We start from the raw sequence: 18,557 nt of genomic DNA, 5'->3' as shown, positions 1-18,557 counted from the left end.
TGCGCAGGCGATCAGGCGGCGGACTTGCGCGAACGCCGGGGCGCAGCCTTGGGCGCCGGTGCGGCAGCAGCCGAATCGGTGCCGGCGGCCTGCTTGCGGCTGCGAGGCTTGCGGGCAGGCTGTCCGTCGGTGGCAGCAGATGCTGGGGCAGCGCCCTGCTCTGCCTTGGCTGCCGCAGGAGCACGGCGGGTAGAAGGCTTGCGGGTACGGGCCGGCTTGTCCCCCTCGGCAGCGGCTGCCCTGGCAGGACGGGCAGGCTTGCCCAGGCGCATGCGCACCGGCTTGTCGCCCCAGATTTCCTCAAGCGCGTAGTACTGGCGGATGGCGGGCTGCATGATGTGCGCCACGGCACTGCCGCAGTCCACGATGATCCACTCGCCGTTTTCCTCGCCCTCCATGCGGGGCTTGGGGAAGCCTGCGTCGCGCACGGCATCGCGCACGCTGCCAGCCAGGGCCTTGGTCTGGCGGTTGGAGGTGCCGCTCGCGATGATCACGCGCTCGAACAGCGGCGACAGGTGTGCCGTGTTGAACACCTGGATGTGCTGGGCCTTGACATCCTCCAGACCATCGACGATGGCACGCTGGAGCTTCTGGATGTCGCGGTTCGATTCCTCGATCTCGACAGGCTCTGCCTGCTCGGGAGTGGATGAGGCCACGGCCTGCAGCTCCCTGTCCTCGGCGGGAGGAACGGTGTTCTTGGATGCGGCAGTGCGGGGAGATGCCTTGGCGGTTTTTTTCTCAGTGGCCATCAGGGTGTCGATAGAGTTGGTGGAGTGCAATATACCGCGCGACCTCGGGCGGCACAAGGGAAGACAGCCAGGCCAGCGAAGAGGCCTGGAAAGCGGTCGCGCCGGCCTGTGCCAGCCGCTCCCGGATGGCGGTCGAACTGATCGCGCTGGGGGGCAAGTGTACCTGCACGCAGCGCAGTTGGGGCAGCGAAGCGCGTACCCGATCCAGATCGGCCTGCAGGTCGGCCGCTGCACTGCCGGGGCGTCCCAGCACGGCCACGGTGACCTCCTGCAGCAGCTCCTGCGCCCGCTGCCAGCGCGGCAGCGTGGCCACCAGATCCTGCCCCATGACAAGGAACCACTCTGTGCCACACGGCCCTTGCCGGCGCGCCTCGCGCTGCTGGAGCTCGCGCAGGGTATCGATCGTGTAGGTGGTGCCCTGCCGGCGCAGCTCGCAGTCATCCACCACCACCTCGGGCAGGCCGGCAAAGGCCAGCCGCGCCATGGCAAGACGGTGGGCCGGATCGGTGAGCCGGCGCTCCTTCATCCAGGGCTGGCCGGTGGGCACGATGTAGAGGCGATCGAGCCCGAGCTGCCGCACGGCCTCGCGTGCCAGCGCCACATGGGCAAGATGGGGCGGATCGAAGGCGCCGCCGTACAGCCCCACGCGGACCGTGGCCTGCCCTGCACAGGGCGTGGGGCCAGGTGGCGGGGAAGGTGCATCGGTGCGGATCATGCGCCAGCGCGGGAAGGCGCCTCGCCGGCCAGCCAGTCGCGGCAGGGCAGGAAGTCGGTGTAGAGGCGTGCCTCGGGCGAACCGGCAGGCTCTGCGCGGCGGTAGCTCCAGCTGGCCTGCGGCGGCATGGACAGCAGAATGGATTCGCTGCGCCCGCCGCTCTGCAGGCCAAAGTGGGTGCCCCGGTCCCACACGAGGTTGAATTCGACATAGCGCCCCCTGCGGTAGAGCTGGAACGCGCGCTCGCGCTCGCCCCATTCCCGCTTGCTGCGGCGCTCGACGATGGGCAGATAGGCCGGCAGAAAGGCCTCTCCCACGGCCTGCAGCATGGCCAGATCACGCTCGGGGCCCAGCTCGGCGAAATCGTCGAAGAAGATGCCCCCGATGCCGCGCTGTTCGCTGCGGTGGGGCAGCCGGAAGTAGCGGTCGCACCAGTCCTTGAAGCGGGGATACTTGTCGGCTCCGAAGGGAGCCAGGGCATCGCGGCAGGTACGGTGAAAATGGACACAGTCCTCCACCTCGCCATAGTAGGGAGTGAGGTCCATGCCGCCACCGAACCAGCGCACGGCCTTTTGCCCGGCCGGGTGGGCGGCGATCATGCGCACGTTCATGTGCACCGTGGGCACATAGGGATTGCGTGGATGGAACACGAGCGACACGCCCATGGCCTCAAACGGAGCCCCGGCCAGTTCCGGGCGGTGCTGGGTGGCGGAAGGCGGCAGTTGCGGCCCCTGCACGCGCGAGAACCCGACGCCCGCGCGCTCGAAGACCTCCCCCCCTTCCAGAATCATGGTGCGCCCATGTCCCTGCAGCCGCTCACCCTCCGGCTTGCGCCAGTCGTCGACGATGAAATGGGCTTCGGGCTCCAGCGCCTGGACGGCTGCCGTGATGCGGGCCTGCAGGCCGCGCAGCCAGGCAGCCACGGGATCGGCATGGGCCTGTGCGGAAGCCGCACCGGACAGAGAGGAGGAAGAAAGACTCATGGCGATTTGATGAAAGGCCCCGGCGGCAAGGCGCTGCACACGGGGCAAAGAACTGGATAACGATGGGCATCGGACACCTGCACCACTCACTCCTGCGGCTGCGATGGGTGCTCATGCCCGTGCCGGTGCCGTTCGAGCGGCACGATGGGAGACTGCTGGTCGGGATGGCATCCCTGCCGGCCGGCATAGTAGCGGGCAATGGCCGCGAAGTCGGCCTCCATGTCCCCACTGCACCGCACGTAATCGGTCACGCCCAGCTGCCTGGCCCCGTAGTCGATGTAGGCGAGCCCGAGCGGACAGTCCAGCGTCCGCCACAGGTGATAGAAGCCAGTGCGCCAGCCGGGGGTGTAGCTGCGCGTGCCCTCGGGGGCCACCACGAGCCAGAAGAAGGCCGATGCATGCATCTGGTGCTGGGTCTGCTCGACCACGCCGTAGGCGGCCCTGCGGTTGATGGGCACCCCACCGACCCAGCGGATCCAGGGCCCGATCAGGGGCAGGCGGGTGGCGCTGTCCTTGATCCAGAACTTGAAGGGCATGCCATGGCTCCACTTGTACAGGAGCCCCAGGATGAAATCCCAGTTCGAGGTGTGCGGGTAGACGATGTAGAGGCCATGGGCCTCGGGCAGCGGGGCAAACTCGTTGCGCCAGCCGAACCAGGACAGCACCCGGGTGGCCAGCCGGCTTCCGCGGGGCAGGCGCACTGGGCCAGAGGCCGGGCTGGTGGCACGGCGCAGCCCACAGACGGTGTCCGACGCCGTCTCCGGCACCGGACGCGCCGGCCCCTGCCCGCAGGAGCCGGGCTCGTCCGCGCAAGGCTGATCGCCGGCCATGTCGGTGCTCCTCAGGGCTGCACGCCTGTCTGTGCAGCCGGATGATTGATGGCGCGGTAGCCGATGTCGTTGCGGAACTGCATGCCCGGCAGCTGCACCTGCTGGATGGCCGCATAGGCCCTGGCCTGCGCCCCGCGCACGTTGTCGGCCAGAGCAGTCACGCACAGCACCCGCCCGCCGCTCGTCACCAGCCGGCCATCGGCCTGCAGTGCCGTGCCGGCATGGAAGACCTTGACGTCTTCCGCATCGACCGGGAGCTGGGTAATGGCCTCGCCGGTCTGCGGATGCAGGGGGTAGCCCGGAGCGGCCACCACCACTCCCAGCGCCACGCGCCGGTCCCATTGCGGGGTCACGTCGGCCAGGTGCCGGCCCGTGCTGCCCGCAGGTTCGGTAGCGGCCCACAGCAGGTCGAACAGATCGCTCTTGAGCCGCATCATGATGGGCTGGGTTTCGGGGTCTCCCATGCGGCAGTTGAATTCCAGCGTCTTGACCTTGCCTTCGCGGTCGATCATGAGACCGGCATACAGAAAGCCGGTATAGGTGATGCCGTCGCGTGCCATGCCACGGATGGTGGGCAGAATGACCTCGCGCATGGCGCGTGCGTGCACATCGGCCGTCACCACCGGTGCTGGCGAGTAAGCGCCCATGCCGCCGGTGTTGGGGCCTTCGTCGTGGTCCTTGAGGCGCTTGTGGTCCTGGCTGGTGGCCAGGGCCATCACGTCGCGGCCGTCGCACACGACCATGAAGCTCGCTTCCTCACCCTGCAGGAACTCCTCGATGACGACGCGCGCCTCGCCGTTGTGCTTGACGCCAAAGGTATTGGCTTCGAGCATGTCGTTGACGGCTGCGTGGGCTTCTTCCAGGGTCATGGCCACCACCACGCCCTTGCCGGCAGCGAGGCCGTCGGCCTTGACCACGATGGGTGCGCCCAGCCGGTCGATGAACGCATGGGCAGCCACCGGATCGGTGAAGGTGTCGAAGGCTGCGGTGGGAATGCCGTGCCGCTGCATGAAGGCCTTGCTGAAGGCCTTGGAGCTTTCGAGCTGCGCCGCCGCCTGCGTGGGGCCGAAGATGCGCAGCCCGGCCGCACGGAACCGGTCCACCACGCCGGCGGCCAGGGGCGCCTCGGGGCCGACCACGGTGAGGTCGATCTTCTGCTCGCCGGCCCACTGGCACAGCGCTTCCAGATCCTGGATGGGCAGGTTTTCCAGATGGGAGTCCCGGGCAGTGCCGCCATTGCCAGGCGCCACGTACACCTTGCTCACGCGCTCGGACTGCGCCAGCTTCCAGGCCAGTGCATGTTCGCGGCCACCAGAGCCAATCACGAGTACCTTCATGCTCACTCCTCCAGGTCCAGTTCGGCGTTGGAATACACGTTCTGCACGTCATCCTGATCTTCGAGCATGTCGAGGAGCTTCTGCATGCGCAGGGCGTCCTCGCCCGCCAGCTCGATGGGGTTTTCGGCACGCATGGTGACCTCGGCCACCTCGGGCTGCAGACCGGCGGCTTCCAGTGCCTTCTGCACGGCCTCGAAGTCTCCGGGAGCCGTCAGCACCTCGATGGCGCCTTCGTCGTCCGTGATGACGTCCTCGGCACCGGCCTCCAGAGCGGTCTCCATGACCTTGTCCTCGTCGGTGCCGGGCGCGAAGATGAACTGCCCGCAGTTCTTGAACTGAAAGGCCACGGAGCCCTCGGTGCCCAGATTGCCGCCGTTCTTGCTCAGAATGTGGCGGATCTCGGCCACCGTGCGCACGCGGTTGTCGGTCATGGTGTCGACGATGATCGCCGCGCCCCCCACGCCATAGCCCTCGTAGCGGATTTCCTCGTAGTTCACGCCGTCGAGGTTGCCCGTGGCCTTGTCGACGTTGCGCTTGATGGTGTCGGCGGGCATGTTGGCCGCCTTGGCCTTGTCGATGGCCAGGCGCAGGCGCGGGTTGGCGTTGGCATCTCCCCCACCGTGACGTGCCGCCACAATGATTTCACGGATGAGGCGCGTCCAGACACGACCCCGCTTTTCGTCCTGCCGGCCCTTGCGATGCTGGATGTTGGCCCATTTGCTGTGACCTGCCATGTGATCTGTTCCTTCGGTGATTATTTGATCTAATAACATCCATTTTACTGACTCGCTGTCGCACCGTTGAACGCCCCTGCCCGCAGACCTGCATCGCGCCTGCGGAAGCGCCGCAACGCACGGCTTCGCACAAGGATTGCTCCCACCATGGCCCACCCCCTGCCCATCGCCCAGAACGACCACACCACCTGCTCCCTGCTGCCGGCGCTGGCCAACCGCCACGGACTCGTCACCGGAGCCACCGGGACGGGCAAGACCGTGACGCTGCAGAAGATGGCCGAGAGCTTCAGCGCCATCGGCGTGCCGGTGTTCATGGCCGACATCAAGGGCGACCTCACCGGCATCAGCCAGACCGGCCAGATCGGCGACAGGCTGGCTGCCGTGCTGGCCGAGCGCCACCTGCCCACGCCCGAGTCCGTGGCCTGCCCGGTCACGCTGTGGGACGTGTTCGGCGAACAGGGCCATCCCGTGCGCGCCACCGTGAGCGACATGGGCCCCCTGCTGCTGGCCCGCATGCTCGACCTCAACGAGACCCAGGCCGGGGTGCTGCACATCGTCTTCAAGATCGCGGACGACAGTGGGCTGCTCCTGCTCGACCTGAAAGACCTGCGCGCCATGCTGCAGTACGTGGCCGACAACGCAAGCCAGTTCACCACCCAGTACGGCAACGTCAGTGCCGCCAGCGTCGGAGCGATCCAGCGGGGGCTGCTCACCATCGAGACCCAGGGCGGTGACCGGTTTTTCGGCGAGCCCATGCTCAACATCCAGGACCTCATGCAGACCGTCGGGGGCAAGGGCGTGGTCAACATCCTTGCCGCAGACAGGCTGCTGCAGTCGCCCCGCCTCTATGCCACCTTTCTGCTGTGGCTGCTCTCCGAGCTGTTCGAGCAGCTGCCGGAAATCGGGGACCCTGACCAGCCCCGGCTCGTGTTCTTCTTCGACGAGGCCCACCTGCTGTTCGACGAGGCGCCCAAGGTGCTGCTCGACCGCATCGAGCTCGTGGTGCGTCTGGTCCGCTCCAAGGGCGTGGGGGTCTACTTCGTCACGCAGAACCCCATGGACATCCCCGACAGCGTGCTCGCCCAGCTCGGCAACCGGGTGCAGCACGCGCTGCGCGCCTACACCCCGCGCGACCAGAAGGCCGTCAGGGCCACGGCCGAAACCATGCGCCCCAACCCTGACCTCGACATCGCCGCCACCATCACCGAACTGGCCACGGGCGAGGCACTCATCAGCTTCCTCGACGACAAGGGTCGCCCCGGCCAGACCGAACGCGCCTACGTGATTCCCCCTGGCAGCCAGATCGGCCCCATCACCGCCGAACAGCGCCAGGCCCTCCTGAGCCAGTCTCTGGTGGCCGGCGTCTACGAGCAGGCGGTGGATCGCACCTCCGCCTACGAAATCCTGCAGCAGCGCGCCGCACAGACCACTCCCGCGGCGGGCATTGGCTCGGCCACCCCCGCGGCACAGGACGCCACGGCAACAGCTCCCCTGCCCTCCACAGGCACCACTGCCGGCACCCCGGCTGCACCTGCCGCATCGGGCGGGCTGCTCGACAGCGTCGGCGGACTGGTCAAGGATGCCCTGTTCGGCCGCACCGGCCCCCGGGGTGGCCACTACGACGGACTGGTGCAGTCCATGGCCAAGTCGGCCATCCGCACCGCAGGCCGCGAGCTCGTGCGCGGCGTGCTGGGCAGCCTGATGGGCAACCGGCGCTGACCGGCGCGGACACTCTGCCCTGGCCCCGGTTGCAACTGACGCGGGTCAAAGATGCGCCCGCCGCAGGGGTACCCACGATCCCTACAATGAAGCCACCTGCGCGGCACGCCATGCAGCCCTGCCCCGCCATGCGGGCAAAGCTGCCAGATCCGGCCGCGCGCTGCCATGGCCCCTGCGGGCAATGGCACCTTCGTCCTGCCTCCAGCGATCGGTTCTCATGTCCCACGTTCACCACATCACCCACCCCCTCGTGCAGCACAAGCTCACCCTCATGCGCAACAAGGAAGCCAGCACCAACAGCTTCCGGCGCCTGCTCGGCGAGCTCAGCACGCTCATGGCCTATGAAATCACCCGGCACATGCCCCTGCAGGAGGTTCCCGTCGAAACCCCGCTGGAGCGCACCACCGGACACGTCATCGACGGCAAGAAACTCGTGCTCGTCAGCATCCTGCGAGCCGGCAACGGCCTGCTCGACGGCATGCTGAGCGTCGTTCCAGGCGCCCGTGTCGGCCATATCGGGCTCTACCGCGATCCCGACACCCTGCACCCGGTCGAGTACTACTTCAAGATGCCCTCACAGATGGAGGAACGCGACGTCATCGTGGTCGACCCGATGCTCGCCACGGGCAACTCGGCCGTGGCAGCCATCGACCGCATCAAGAAGCTGCGCCCCCGCTCCATCCGATTCATGTGTCTGCTCACCTGCCCGGAAGGCCTGGCCACCCTGCAGCAGGCCCATCCCGATGTGGACATCTATACGGCAGCCATCGACCGCGGCCTCAATGCCCACGGCTACATCGTGCCCGGCCTCGGCGATGCCGGCGACCGCATCTTCGGCACGACCTGAGCCGTCATTTTCTCTGCCCCCTTCCGCTTCGCGCCATGTGCCCATGGATGCAGGGGGCACCAAGGCTCCAGAAGCAGAAACAGAAACGCCCGCTGCATGCGGGCGTTTGTTTCTGCTCATCCTGGGGCGGCTGCCGTCTCAGCGACGGAAACCGCCTGCAGCGTCAGCTCACTTGGAGCAGGACTTGCCGTGGTTGGCGTGAGCACCGGCAGCCTGGGCAGCGGCCTCGGTCATGTACTGACCCTTCTTGGTCTTGCCGAAATACTTGGTGCCCGGGCAGTGATAGACCTTGCCGTTCACCCACACCTGACCCGGTGCCGCTGCGGCAGCCGGCGTCACGGGTGCCGGCTTGACTGCCGGAGCAGGCTTGGCAGCAGGTGCCATCTTGACGGCAGCAGGCGCTGCAGCCGGCACGCCAGAAGCGGACACAGCCGCAGGAGCCTTGGCAAAGGCACTGCCAGCCAGCAGACCAGCCACCAGAAGCACACTCAGGGATTTCTTCATGATCGATATCCTTTCAGCATAAAAACCGGAGACCGCACCCGCAGCCCCCTTCTGAAAACCAGATTGGTTAACCAATCTTGACGGAACACTGACTAGTGTAGCCACGCGGCTCTGTCTGCGCACACCAACTTGTATCCGTGTGTACAAACAACTCTCCGCTCCGCCACTTCCGCGGGGGGCCACACCGCGTCTTCAGGCCGCATCGTCCTGTGCTGGACTTTCGAGCCGATCCAGCCGCAGCCGGTCCCGCTCGTCACTGACACGCTGCGCCATCCACCCGCTCATCGCGATGGCTCCGAGCGCGGCACCACCCCCGATCAGGAACAGCACCAGAATCTGGTATTTGGCAGCTTCGAAGGGCGACATGCCCGCCAGAATCTGGCCCGTCATCATCCCCGGCAGCGTGATGATGCCCGCCGCACTCATCTGGTTGAGGGCCGGGATCACGCCCGCATGCACCGCCCGGCGCTGCAGGCTGCCCAGCGCCTGCTGACGGGTAGCCCCGAGCGCCAGCCGCGCCTCGATCGCGGAACGCTCGCGCACCAGCCCGGAAGAAAACGCATTGAGCGTCAGACTCACGCCGTTCATGATGTTGCCCAGAACCAGCCCCACCAGAGGAATCAGCACCTCCGCGCTCCACCACGGGTGCGGCCGCAGCACCAGCAACCCCAGAAAGGTGGCCAGCACCATGGCCACCATGGTGGTTCCCGCTCCGATGCCGAAGCCCCACAGCCCCTTGAGCTTGCGCTGCTGGCGCGCATACACCTCGCGGCTCGCCGATGCGAACATGAACAGCGCCACCAGCCCGATGAGCCAGGGCGACTGCAGGGCAAACACCGTGCGCAGCACCATGCCCACCAGCAGAAGCTGCACCAGCGCCCGGACAGCGGCCACGAGCAGCGATCGCGCCACCCCCAGACGCAGCGCCAGCGAAATGCCGGCATTGGCGAGCAGCAGCGCCGAGCTGATGGCCAGGTCCGTTGTGGAAATCAGCGCTTCGCCCGTCATGCCCGCACCTCCGTGATCTGTCCGTTCTCAATCCGAAACTGCCGCTGCGCCATGCGGTCGGCCTGCCGCTGGTCATGGGTCACCATGACAATGGCACCCCCCTGCGCCAGATGGCTGCGCAACAGCCCCTCCACCCGTTCGATCGAATCCGGGTCCAGTCCCGAAGTCGGTTCATCGAGCAGCAGCACCCGAACTCCCGGCCGCAGCGCCCGCAGCAGGGCCATGCGCTGGCGCTCGCCAGTGGACAGCCGCGCCACAGGCCAGGCACTCGCCTCTGCGCTGATGCCCACTGCAGGCAGCATGGCCGCAAAGTCATAATCCGCTGCAAAATGGGGCGCCACCGTCTCCTCCCACCAGCCCGAATCGGCCGCCACATAGGTCACCTGTCGGCGCCAATGTGGCGCCGGCATGGCCGAACAGGCCTCTCCGGCCAGTGCCGCATCCCCGCCATGGGGATCCAGATCGGCCACCATGCGCAGAAACACACTCTTGCCCGCCCCGGAATGCCCCATGAGCGACACGCACTCCCCGGCCTGCACCTGCAGGTGCACCGGGCCCACCTGCATGCGCTGCAGACCGCGCACATCAAGCAGGGGCATGGAGGAAGAAGGGGATGAGCCCCTGTCGGAGTGGGGCACCGGAACGTGCGCTGCCTGCGTCGCCTGCACGGATTCCGTGTGCACCGGCGCAGCAGAAGGGGATGAAATCTCGGCTTGCATCTGCGCAGTATGCCTGAATGAAACATGAAAAAAGGCCAGCCGCACAAAGCGGCTGGCCTGGGCAGGAGACCCGAAGCGGCGCGCGTCAGTCTGCCGGCACCTGCTCCTCGGGCTCGGCCTTGCCTGGACGGGTGCTTTCCTTGCGCGGCAGGGGCTGGATATCGAGCACGATGCCGTTGTTGTCGGCCTGCTTCTCGTCGTAGTCCACGGTGACACGCCCCCCGTCGGTGAGCCGGCCAAAGAGCAGCTCGTCGGCCAGTGCCTTGCGGATGGTGTCCTGGATCAGCCGCTGCATGGGACGTGCCCCCATGAGGGGATCGAATCCCTTCTTGGCCAGATGCTTGCGCAGCGCATCGGTGAAGGTGGCTTCCACCTTCTTTTCCATGAGCTGGTGCTCGAGCTGGAGCAGGAACTTGTCCACCACCCGCAGGATGACCTGCTCATCAAGCGGCTTGAAGCTCACGATGGCATCGAGCCGGTTGCGGAACTCGGGCGTGAACAGCCGCTTGATGTCGGCCATCTCGTCTCCGCTCTCGCGCTTGGTGGTGAAGCCTATCGTCGACTTGTTCATGGTCTCGGCTCCCGCATTGGTCGTCATGATGATGACCACGTTGCGGAAGTCGGCCTTGCGCCCGTTGTTGTCCGTGAGCGTGCCGTGGTCCATGACCTGCAGCAGCACATTGAAGATGTCGGGATGCGCCTTCTCGATCTCGTCGAGCAGCAGCACACAGTGCGGCTTCTTGCTGATCTGTTCGGTCAGCAGCCCCCCCTGGTCAAATCCCACGTATCCGGGAGGTGCACCGATCAGGCGGCTCACCGCATGGCGCTCCATGTACTCCGACATGTCGAAGCGCACGAGATCCACGCCCAGAATGTAGGCCAGCTGGCGTGCCGCCTCGGTCTTTCCGACCCCGGTGGGCCCGCTGAACAGGAAGGCCCCGATGGGCTTGTCGCGCCGTCCCAGCCCGGAACGCGCCATCTTGACGGCTCCCGCCAGCACTTCCAGCGCCTTGTCCTGCCCGAACACCACGCTCTTGAGGTCGCGTTCGAGCGTCTGGAGCTTGCCCCGGTCGTCGCTGCTCACGCTGGCCGGCGGAATGCGCGCGATCTTGGCCACGATGTCCTCGATCTCGCCCTTGCCGATGGTCTTCTTGCGCTTGCTTGGCGCCAGAATGCGCTGCGCAGCACCCGCTTCGTCGATCACATCGATGGCTTTGTCGGGCAGCTGGCGATCATTGATGTAGCGCGCACTCAGCTCGGCGGCTGCCTGCAGCGCAGCATTGGCGTACCTGACGTTGTGGTGCTCCTCGAACCGGGACTTGAGCCCCTTGAGAATGTCCACGGTCTGCTCGACGCTGGGCTCGGCCACATCGACCTTCTGGAACCGACGAGAAAGCGCGGCGTCCTTCTCGAAGATGCCACGGTATTCGTTGAACGTGGTGGCGCCGATGCACTTGAGCTGTCCGCTCGACAGGGCCGGCTTGAGCAGGTTGCTCGCATCCATGGTCCCACCCGATGCAGCACCTGCGCCGATGAGGGTATGAATCTCGTCGATGAACAGCACGGCCTCGGGTTTTTCCTTGAGTGCCTTGAGCACGGCCTTGAGCCGCTGCTCGAAGTCGCCCCGGTACTTGGTGCCGGCCAGGAGTGCCCCCATGTCGAGCGCATAGACCTCTGCCTGTGCCAGGACTTCCGGCACACTCCCCTGAGTGATGCGCCACGCGAGCCCCTCGGCAATGGCCGTCTTGCCCACGCCTGCCTCGCCGACCAAGAGCGGGTTGTTCTTGCGCCGGCGGCAGAGAATCTGGATCACGCGCTCCACCTCGGCATCGCGACCGATGAGCGGATCGACCTTGCCCTCCCGCGCAGCCTGGTTCAGGTTGTGGGTGAACTGTTCGAGCACCGAGCCCTTCTCGGCACGCTCGCCCGGTCCTTCCTCGCCGCTGTCTGCGGCAGCGCCTTCCTCGGGCTTGGCAGGCTCCTCGCCTTCGCCGGATTTGCGAATGCCGTGCGCGATGTAGTTGACCACATCGAGACGGGTCACGCCCTGCTGGTGCAGGTAGTACACGGCATGGGAATCCTTTTCGCCGAAGATCGCCACGAGCACGTTGGCGCCGGTGACTTCCTTCTTGCCATTGCCGGTGCTCTGCACGTGCATGATGGCGCGCTGGATCACGCGCTGAAAGCCCAGCGTCGGCTGGGTATCCACCTCTTCGGTGCCAGGCAGCTGAGGACTGTGGTCCTTGATGAAATTGGTGAGGGACGTGCGCAGATCATCCACGTTGGCCGCGCAGGCATGCAGAACCTCACTGGCCGTGGGGTTGTCCAGCAAGGCGAGCAGCAGATGCTCCACGGTCAGGAACTCATGGCGCTGCTGACGAGCCTCGACAAACGCCATGTGCAGGGTAACTTCAAGCTCTTGTGCAATCATTTCTTTCCTTTCGCCCAAGGGGACATGGCTGACCGGCACCCCCATATTACAGGGATTGCAGCCGGGGGTTGGAAACCCTCGCGCCCTGGTAGAGATATGGGTGTCCGCAATCCTTATTCAACGGGCTCGCACACACACTGCAACGGATGTCCGGCCGCCCGGGCCGCCTCCATGACCTGCCCCGTCTTGGTTTCCGCGATGTCGCGCGTGAACACGCCACAGATTCCCCGCCCCTCGGTATGGACCTTGAGCATGATGCTCGTGGCCGCCTGGCGATCCTTGCCGAAGAAGTCCTGCAGAATCAGCACGACAAACTCCATGGGCGTGAAGTCGTCGTTGAGCAGCACCACCTGGAACATCGACGGAGGCTGCACCTCCAGCCGGCGTGGACGAACGGCAACTGCATCCCCATCCTCGACCAGCGGGGTAGTCTTGGCCGGAGATGCGGGACGAAAGGGAGCTTGGGCAAGAACGATGTCAGACATGGAAAAGACGGCAGCGCACGTCCAGAGCAGCAGAAAATTTCCGAAGACCCCCGTGGCCCCCGGATGCACTTCCACCACTCGACGTGGATGCATGAAACAGAGATGGCGCCATTGTCCCGTGATTCAATCCCGCGTGCCCGCCTGGTACCGGCGTCCCCTTCGCCCAGCACCTCCCTCTGCCCATTCGCCCCTGTTTGTTGCGATAAAGAGACGCCCCTCTTCTCTTCTCCCCCCCTTGTCTGGAAGCCTTCAGCATGCCCGTCTTTACGAGCCTCGCCCCTCGAAATTTCGCATCATGACAAACAGGCACCCCAAATGCATGTAACGCCTCCCTGTTTGTCATGGATATGACAAATTTCTCTCTGGCGAACACAGGCAGCGCCTGACGAGGAAGGACGGAGCATTCCATGACCTCGCGCAAGCTTTCCGCGATGGTCATTTGCCGCCCCTGCTTTCATTCTTTTTACTGATAGCATCTCGCATGTAACAAGGTTCTTCCCATATGCCATACGTGACAGGAGAAAATCGTGAGCATTGGCACGGTCAAATGGTTCAGTGATGCAAAAGGATATGGATTCATCCAGGCGGATGACGGAGGCGATGATATCTTTGCGCATTTCACCGCCATCCTGATGGATGGATACAAAAGTCTCAAGCCGGGCATGCGTGTCCAATATGAATTGCACGAAGGCCCCAAAGGAGTGCATGCTCGGGATATTCAACCCGTGGAAGAAAAAACGCACCAGCACGATGCTTTTTCGAGCACTTCTGGTGAATCTGCGCCCCATTCCGATGCTTCGGTAAATACCGATACGTATTTTCCCCCTGCTTTCCCCGCTCCGGCATATTGATGCCAAAGCCGATGATGATAGGCTGACCGGGAAACAGAAAATTTCTCCACGCAGTTTCACGTGAACATTCAGAAAAGAGCGCCAGAGAACACGGAATTCTCTGACCCGACTTTCTCTGCCCCAACTGCATGACAAGGGCTGTTTGCCCATCGGTTCCTGGTCCGCCCTCGCGGCGCTCCTCCATCCCCTCCTCTCTACGCGCCACGACAGACAAAGAGGCACCTCCTTCGCCGGGAGCAGTGCCTCTTGTGCTGCGCGCTGCCTGCGAACTGCCGATGTTGGAGGCAAGTGTCCTGACCATGGTCCCGCGTTCGACCGGTCACGCCCTACAGGCCCCTCTGGCGCTGCACGACTGGCGACAAGCACACAGGCATAAAAAAACCCGGACAGGCTGCTGCCTATCCGGGTACAGGGAAGACACGCAGAATGCCATGCCTTCCCGGGGAAATGCCCCACGCCGCCACAGAGCAGGCGCGGAGAAGGTCCGTCTTACATGTGGTCGATCATGACCTGACCGAACCCAGAGCAGCTGACCTGGGTAGCGCCTTCCATCAGGCGTGCAAAGTCATAGGTGACCTTCTTGCTCTTGATGGACTTGCCCATGCTGCTGATGATGAGGTCGGCTGCTTCGGTCCAGCCCATGTGGCGGAGCATCATTTCGGCGGAGAGGATTTCGGAACCGGGGTTCACGTAATCCTTGCCGGCGTACTTGGGAGCCGTGCCATGGGTGGCCTCGAACATGGCCACGTTGTCGCTCAGGTTGGCGCCCGGGGCAATGCCGATGCCGCCCACCTGGGCTGCCAGTGCGTCAGACACATAGTCGCCATTGAGGTTGAGCGTGGCAATGACGCTGTACTCGGCCGGGCGCAGCAGTATCTGCTGCAGGAAGGCGTCGGCGATGCTGTCCTTGACGACGATATCCTTGCCCGTCTTGGGGTTCTTGATCTTCATCCAGGGGCCGCCGTCGATGAGCTCGCCGCCGAATTCGTTCTGGGCCAGGGCATAACCCCAGTCACGGAAGCCACCTTCGGTGAACTTCATGATGTTGCCCTTGTGCACCAGGGTCACGCTGGGCTTGTCGTTGTCGATTGCGTACTGGATGGCCTTGCGCACCAGGCGCTCGGTGCCTTCGCGGGACACGGGCTTAATGCCGATGCCGGAGGTTTCCGGGAAGCGGATCTTGGTGACGCCGAAATCCTCGCGCAGGATGCTGATGAGCTTGCGGGCCTTTTCGGAGCCGGCTTCGAATTCGATGCCGGCGTAGATGTCTTCGCTGTTTTCACGGAAGATGACCATGTTGGTCTTCTGCGGTTCCTTGACGGGAGAGGGCACGCCGTCGAAATACTGGATCGGGCGCAGGCACACATACAGGTCGAGTTCCTGACGCAGAGCCACGTTCAGCGAACGGATGCCACCGCCCACGGGCGTGGTCAGCGGGCCCTTGATGGACACGACATAATCGCGCACGGCGTCCAGGGTTTCCTGGGGCAGCCACACGTCGGGGCCGTACACCTTGGTGGACTTTTCCCCTGCATACACTTCCATCCAGTGGATCTTGCGCTCGCCGCCGTAGGCCTTGGCGACGGCAGCGTCCACCACCTTGAGCATCACCGGAGTAATGTCGAAGCCCGTTCCGTCTCCCTCGATGTAGGGAATGATCGGATTGTTGGGGACATTCAGCGTCATATCGGTGTTGACGGTGATTTTCTGGCCCTCTGCGGGCACTTTGATATGCTGATACATGGTTGCTCCGGTGTGGTTATTAGCAGACTTGTGTGCAAACGGCATGCTGCAGCCCCGGTCAGGCCGCGCATCCAACCGGGAATTCTATCGACAAAAGCCTTGCCCACCCTTACAGAGCCGGGTAATCCCGCCCCTGGCAGTCGGATGCCCCTCGCACGGATTGCACCCCGGGGTTTCTCGCGTTTGCGATCGAGACACACAGCCCCTGATTCGCGTGGACTGGAACGGCTGCGGGTGTGGCTACAAAACACCGCCCCGGCGTTTTTTCGCAAAAAAAAAGGGGGGGCCTGTCAATTTCCTGACTGTAGGCGTACACTCCGATCTGCCCTGTAACAAGGGCACCGTTTACAACCCCACTCAAGGATGAATGAAATGAAAAAGATCGTTGCTGCTCTGATCGCTGCTGGTTTCACCGCTGGTGCCTTTGCTGCTGCTTCCGCTCCGGTTGCTGCTGCTTCCAAGGCTGCTCCCGCCAAGGCTGCCAAGAAGGCTCCTGCTAAGAAGGTTGCCAAGAAGGCTGTGGCCAAGAAGGCTCCTGCTGCCAAGGCTGCTGCTTCCAAGTAAGCACACCGGCTTCTTCATGAAAAGACCCGTCTGCGCTCACGCGCAGGCGGGTTTTTTCATGTCTGACGGCTGGGGGAGGCACGCCTACAATGCAGGCACCCTGACTGATGCAGCCCTGCTGCAGCAGTCCGTCCCCATTTTCCTGTCTGCCATGAAAACCATCCGCTCTTTCGTCTCCTCGGTGCTGCTGACGCTTGCCACGGCCGCATGCGCCCAGATTCCCGTCTCTCCGGTGGGCACGCCCCAGATGCACCTGCCCCGGGCCACCATGCAGGTGGGCCGGCAGTCTTTCAGTGTGCAGCTCGCGCGCACCGAGCTCGAGAAAGAAACCGGTCTCATGTACCGCACCCGCATGCCGGCCAACGAAGGCATGCTGTTTCTGTTTGACCGCCCCGGCATTCAGTGCTTCTGGATGCGCAACACGCGCCTGCCGCTGACGGCCGCGTTCGTGGCCGATGACGGCACCATCGTGAACCTGGAAGACATGCAGCCCATGACCGAGACCAACCATTGTTCGGCCCGCCCGGTGCGCTATGTGCTGGAGATGAACCAGGGCTGGTTCGCCCACCACCATGTGCGTGCCGGCATGCGGATCCGCCATGCGCTGTTCCGCCCGGCTGCGGCAGCTCGCACTCCCGCTCGCACAGCGCACGGCGCCTGAGCCCAGGTCGCTCGTCCCCATGCGCATCGCCCTGGGAATCAGCTATCTCGGCACCGCCTATGCCGGCTGGCAGAGTCAGCCGGATGGCCGTACCGTGCAGGACCGGCTGCAGCAGGCGCTGCAGCGCTTCACGGATGGCCCCCCTGTCCATACGCTGTGCGCCGGCCGCACCGATGCAGGGGTACACGGACTGATGCAGGTCGTGCATTTCGACACCCTCCTGCAGCGCCCGGCAATGTCGTGGGTGCGCGGCACCAACACCTTTCTGCCGCCCGACATCGCAGTGCAGTGGGCCGCCGAGGTCCCAGTGGATTTCCATGCGCGGGCCTGTGCCACGGGGCGGCGGTACATCTACATTCTCATGGAAGCTGCCGTGCGTCCGAGCCTGGAGGCCGGACGAGTGGGCTGGGTGTTCCGGCCGCTGGATGCCGCAGCCATGCGCGCCGCAGCGGACAAGCTGCTCGGCGAGCACGATTTTTCGTCTTTTCGCGCAGCGGCCTGCCAGGCCCTGAGCCCGATCAAGACGCTGCGCCGCATCGGCATCAGCCGCCATGGCGCCTACTGGCGCTTCGAGTTCGAGGGCAACGCCTTTCTGCATCACATGATCCGCAACATCATGGGGTGCCTGATCGCGGTGGGACAGGGCAACCGCCCGCCCGAATGGATCGAGGACGTTCTGGCCGCACGCAGCCGCGATGCCGCCGCCCCCACCTTCGCCCCCGATGGCCTGTACTTTGCGGGCCCCCTCTATGATGCACACTGGCAGCTGCCCGCGCGCACGGCGGCCTTCGACTGGCTGCCAGGCGGACAGGAACAGGAAGCACCGCCTACCGGTGGTGCAGCGCATTCCGCCGCCTGATCCCTGCCTGGCTTCGTGCCCCTCTTCTTTTCTTCAGGAGCCTCCATGCGTACCCGCGTCAAGATCTGTGGACTCACCCGCGAAGCGGACGTGGATGCCGTGGTGCAGGCCGGTGCGGATGCCGTGGGCTTTGTGCTGTATGCACCCAGCCCCCGAGCCGTCACGGTGAATCGTGCGGCCGAACTGGCCCGGAGACTGCCGGCTTTCGTGACGCCGGTGCTGCTGTTCGTGAATGCCGACGATGCTCTGCTGGAGGCCGCTGCACAGGCGATTCCGCACGCCACCTGGCAGTTTCACGGCGACGAGACCCCGGAGCGGTGCGATGCCGTGACGCACCATGGGCGACGCGCCTATCTGCGCGCTGCGCGTATTCCGCTCGTGCCGGCCGATGGCGCGCCGCCATTCGACTTGCTAGAATTTCGACAGCGCTATTCTCATGCCCAGGCCATCCTGCTCGACGCACAGGTCGAGGGGTATGGCGGTGGCGGCAAGGCATTCAATTGGTCACAGCTTCCAACAAACGTCAACGCTCCCCTCGTCTTGAGTGGTGGACTGACGCCTGCAAACGTGGGCGATGGCATCCGTTTGCTGCGTGAGCGCTGTCAGGCTCCCGCGGTGGATGTGAGCTCCGGCGTGGAAAAGGCCAAGGGCATCAAGGATGCCGACAGGATCCGCGCCTTCATGGCTGCTGTCCGCGCAGCCGATCACGCTCACACTCCTTCTGCGTGAGTGTGGCGGCCCTGGCCGCTGTACATGCATCGCCCATGGAGGCCTGCGTGCGACTGCGATCTGGCACTCCCCCCACCTTTTCGATGCAC

At 64.8% G+C, this 18,557-nt stretch carries 19 protein-coding genes; 7 read left to right on the top strand and 12 right to left on the bottom strand.

Features of this window, described 5'->3' with window-relative positions; genetic code table 11:
- Positions 1-11: 11 nt before the first annotated feature.
- The 6 genes from rsfS to ACE3P9_RS05490 form a co-directional block, all read right to left on the bottom strand.
- Positions 12-749 (bottom strand): ribosome silencing factor, encoded by a 738-nt coding sequence (rsfS, locus tag ACE3P9_RS05515; protein ID WP_374492291.1) that lies wholly within the window; start codon positions 747-749, stop codon positions 12-14.
- A complete protein-coding gene (nadD, locus tag ACE3P9_RS05510; protein WP_374492290.1) occupies positions 739-1,464 on the bottom strand; it encodes a nicotinate (nicotinamide) nucleotide adenylyltransferase in 726 nt (241 codons plus the stop codon). Before nadD ends, rsfS begins: the two co-directional genes overlap by 11 nt.
- Positions 1,461-2,447, bottom strand: a complete 987-nt coding sequence (gene hemF / locus ACE3P9_RS05505) for an oxygen-dependent coproporphyrinogen oxidase (RefSeq protein ID WP_374492289.1) — start codon at positions 2,445-2,447, stop codon at positions 1,461-1,463. Before hemF ends, nadD begins: the two co-directional genes overlap by 4 nt.
- Before the next feature lie 86 nt (positions 2,448-2,533).
- Complete coding sequence (locus ACE3P9_RS05500; RefSeq protein WP_374492288.1) at positions 2,534-3,277, bottom strand: 1-acyl-sn-glycerol-3-phosphate acyltransferase; 744 nt, start codon at positions 3,275-3,277, stop codon at positions 2,534-2,536.
- A gap of 11 nt (positions 3,278-3,288) precedes the next feature.
- On the bottom strand, positions 3,289-4,614 hold the full coding sequence (purD, locus tag ACE3P9_RS05495) for a phosphoribosylamine--glycine ligase (protein WP_374492287.1): 1,326 nt from the start codon (positions 4,612-4,614) through the stop codon (positions 3,289-3,291).
- A gap of 2 nt (positions 4,615-4,616) precedes the next feature.
- On the bottom strand, positions 4,617-5,348 hold the full coding sequence (locus ACE3P9_RS05490) for a YebC/PmpR family DNA-binding transcriptional regulator (RefSeq protein WP_374492286.1): 732 nt from the start codon (positions 5,346-5,348) through the stop codon (positions 4,617-4,619).
- 147 nt (positions 5,349-5,495) lie between these two features.
- On the opposite strand from ACE3P9_RS05490, the gene ACE3P9_RS05485 reads away from it, so the two are divergent.
- The gene (locus ACE3P9_RS05485) at positions 5,496-7,067 is read left to right on the top strand and encodes a helicase HerA-like domain-containing protein (protein ID WP_374492285.1); all 1,572 of its coding nucleotides are present in this window, start codon (positions 5,496-5,498) and stop codon (positions 7,065-7,067) included.
- Positions 7,068-7,284: 217 nt separating this feature from the next.
- Positions 7,285-7,914, top strand: coding sequence for a uracil phosphoribosyltransferase (gene upp, locus ACE3P9_RS05480; RefSeq protein ID WP_374492284.1), 630 nt, complete (start codon positions 7,285-7,287; stop codon positions 7,912-7,914).
- Between the two features lie 168 nt (positions 7,915-8,082).
- Here the strand turns inward: upp and ACE3P9_RS05475 are convergent, their stop codons facing one another.
- The 5 genes from ACE3P9_RS05475 to clpS form a co-directional block, all read right to left on the bottom strand.
- On the bottom strand, positions 8,083-8,418 hold the full coding sequence (locus ACE3P9_RS05475) for a signal protein (protein WP_374492283.1): 336 nt from the start codon (positions 8,416-8,418) through the stop codon (positions 8,083-8,085).
- Positions 8,419-8,610: 192 nt separating this feature from the next.
- Positions 8,611-9,426, bottom strand: coding sequence for an iron export ABC transporter permease subunit FetB (gene fetB, locus ACE3P9_RS05470; RefSeq protein WP_374492282.1), 816 nt, complete (start codon positions 9,424-9,426; stop codon positions 8,611-8,613).
- Positions 9,423-10,025 carry an ATP-binding cassette domain-containing protein gene (locus tag ACE3P9_RS05465; protein WP_374492281.1) on the bottom strand — a complete coding sequence of 201 codons (603 nt, stop codon included), beginning with the start codon at positions 10,023-10,025 and terminating at the stop codon, positions 9,423-9,425. Before ACE3P9_RS05465 ends, fetB begins: the two co-directional genes overlap by 4 nt.
- Positions 10,026-10,230: 205 nt before the next feature.
- A complete protein-coding gene (gene clpA, locus ACE3P9_RS05460) occupies positions 10,231-12,576 on the bottom strand; it encodes an ATP-dependent Clp protease ATP-binding subunit ClpA (protein ID WP_374492280.1) in 2,346 nt (781 codons plus the stop codon).
- A gap of 113 nt (positions 12,577-12,689) precedes the next feature.
- On the bottom strand, positions 12,690-13,061 hold the full coding sequence (gene clpS / locus ACE3P9_RS05455) for an ATP-dependent Clp protease adapter ClpS (protein WP_374492279.1): 372 nt from the start codon (positions 13,059-13,061) through the stop codon (positions 12,690-12,692).
- Positions 13,062-13,588: 527 nt separating this feature from the next.
- On the opposite strand from clpS, the gene ACE3P9_RS05450 reads away from it, so the two are divergent.
- Entirely contained in the window at positions 13,589-13,912 is a 324-nt protein-coding gene (locus ACE3P9_RS05450) for a cold shock domain-containing protein (protein WP_374492278.1), read from the top strand.
- Positions 13,913-14,401: 489 nt separating this feature from the next.
- Here ACE3P9_RS05450 and icd read toward each other — a convergent pair whose 3' ends face one another.
- Entirely contained in the window at positions 14,402-15,655 is a 1,254-nt protein-coding gene (gene icd, locus ACE3P9_RS05445; protein WP_374492277.1) for an NADP-dependent isocitrate dehydrogenase, read from the bottom strand.
- A gap of 372 nt (positions 15,656-16,027) precedes the next feature.
- On the opposite strand from icd, the gene ACE3P9_RS05440 reads away from it, so the two are divergent.
- From ACE3P9_RS05440 to ACE3P9_RS05425, 4 genes are all read left to right on the top strand, one after another.
- Entirely contained in the window at positions 16,028-16,219 is a 192-nt protein-coding gene (locus ACE3P9_RS05440; protein ID WP_374492276.1) for a hypothetical protein, read from the top strand.
- 151 nt (positions 16,220-16,370) lie between these two features.
- The gene (locus tag ACE3P9_RS05435) at positions 16,371-16,880 is read left to right on the top strand and encodes a DUF192 domain-containing protein (RefSeq protein ID WP_374492275.1); all 510 of its coding nucleotides are present in this window, start codon (positions 16,371-16,373) and stop codon (positions 16,878-16,880) included.
- Between the two features lie 19 nt (positions 16,881-16,899).
- Positions 16,900-17,739, top strand: coding sequence for a tRNA pseudouridine(38-40) synthase TruA (truA, locus tag ACE3P9_RS05430; protein ID WP_374492324.1), 840 nt, complete (start codon positions 16,900-16,902; stop codon positions 17,737-17,739).
- Positions 17,740-17,784: 45 nt separating this feature from the next.
- Complete coding sequence (locus ACE3P9_RS05425; RefSeq protein WP_374492274.1) at positions 17,785-18,468, top strand: phosphoribosylanthranilate isomerase; 684 nt, start codon at positions 17,785-17,787, stop codon at positions 18,466-18,468.
- Positions 18,469-18,557: the final 89 nt, after the last annotated feature.

It is taken from the genome of Allobrachymonas sp. (assembly GCF_041912815.1).
In the GTDB taxonomy this organism is placed as follows: domain Bacteria; phylum Pseudomonadota; class Gammaproteobacteria; order Burkholderiales; family Burkholderiaceae_C; genus Brachymonas.
This window is presented reverse-complemented; position numbering and strand designations above follow the sequence as displayed.

What these genes read in the sequence shown, in the direction of transcription:
- clpA (WP_374492280.1), bottom strand. Translation starts at nt 12,576, where the DNA reads ATGATTGCACAAGAGCTTGAAGTTACCCTGCACATGGCGTTTGTCGAG.
- ACE3P9_RS05475 (WP_374492283.1), bottom strand. Translation starts at nt 8,418, where the DNA reads ATGAAGAAATCCCTGAGTGTGCTTCTGGTGGCTGGTCTGCTGGCTGGC.
- icd (WP_374492277.1), bottom strand. Translation starts at nt 15,655, where the DNA reads ATGTATCAGCATATCAAAGTGCCCGCAGAGGGCCAGAAAATCACCGTC.
- clpS (WP_374492279.1), bottom strand. Translation starts at nt 13,061, where the DNA reads ATGTCTGACATCGTTCTTGCCCAAGCTCCCTTTCGTCCCGCATCTCCG.
- ACE3P9_RS05500 (WP_374492288.1), bottom strand. Translation starts at nt 3,277, where the DNA reads ATGGCCGGCGATCAGCCTTGCGCGGACGAGCCCGGCTCCTGCGGGCAG.
- ACE3P9_RS05425 (WP_374492274.1), top strand. Translation starts at nt 17,785, where the DNA reads ATGCGTACCCGCGTCAAGATCTGTGGACTCACCCGCGAAGCGGACGTG.
- fetB (WP_374492282.1), bottom strand. Translation starts at nt 9,426, where the DNA reads ATGACGGGCGAAGCGCTGATTTCCACAACGGACCTGGCCATCAGCTCG.
- hemF (WP_374492289.1), bottom strand. Translation starts at nt 2,447, where the DNA reads ATGAGTCTTTCTTCCTCCTCTCTGTCCGGTGCGGCTTCCGCACAGGCC.
- ACE3P9_RS05440 (WP_374492276.1), top strand. Translation starts at nt 16,028, where the DNA reads ATGAAAAAGATCGTTGCTGCTCTGATCGCTGCTGGTTTCACCGCTGGT.
- ACE3P9_RS05465 (WP_374492281.1), bottom strand. Translation starts at nt 10,025, where the DNA reads ATGCCCCTGCTTGATGTGCGCGGTCTGCAGCGCATGCAGGTGGGCCCG.
- purD (WP_374492287.1), bottom strand. Translation starts at nt 4,614, where the DNA reads ATGAAGGTACTCGTGATTGGCTCTGGTGGCCGCGAACATGCACTGGCC.
- upp (WP_374492284.1), top strand. Translation starts at nt 7,285, where the DNA reads ATGTCCCACGTTCACCACATCACCCACCCCCTCGTGCAGCACAAGCTC.
- ACE3P9_RS05485 (WP_374492285.1), top strand. Translation starts at nt 5,496, where the DNA reads ATGGCCCACCCCCTGCCCATCGCCCAGAACGACCACACCACCTGCTCC.
- ACE3P9_RS05490 (WP_374492286.1), bottom strand. Translation starts at nt 5,348, where the DNA reads ATGGCAGGTCACAGCAAATGGGCCAACATCCAGCATCGCAAGGGCCGG.
- nadD (WP_374492290.1), bottom strand. Translation starts at nt 1,464, where the DNA reads ATGATCCGCACCGATGCACCTTCCCCGCCACCTGGCCCCACGCCCTGT.
- ACE3P9_RS05435 (WP_374492275.1), top strand. Translation starts at nt 16,371, where the DNA reads ATGAAAACCATCCGCTCTTTCGTCTCCTCGGTGCTGCTGACGCTTGCC.
- rsfS (WP_374492291.1), bottom strand. Translation starts at nt 749, where the DNA reads ATGGCCACTGAGAAAAAAACCGCCAAGGCATCTCCCCGCACTGCCGCA.
- truA (WP_374492324.1), top strand. Translation starts at nt 16,900, where the DNA reads ATGCGCATCGCCCTGGGAATCAGCTATCTCGGCACCGCCTATGCCGGC.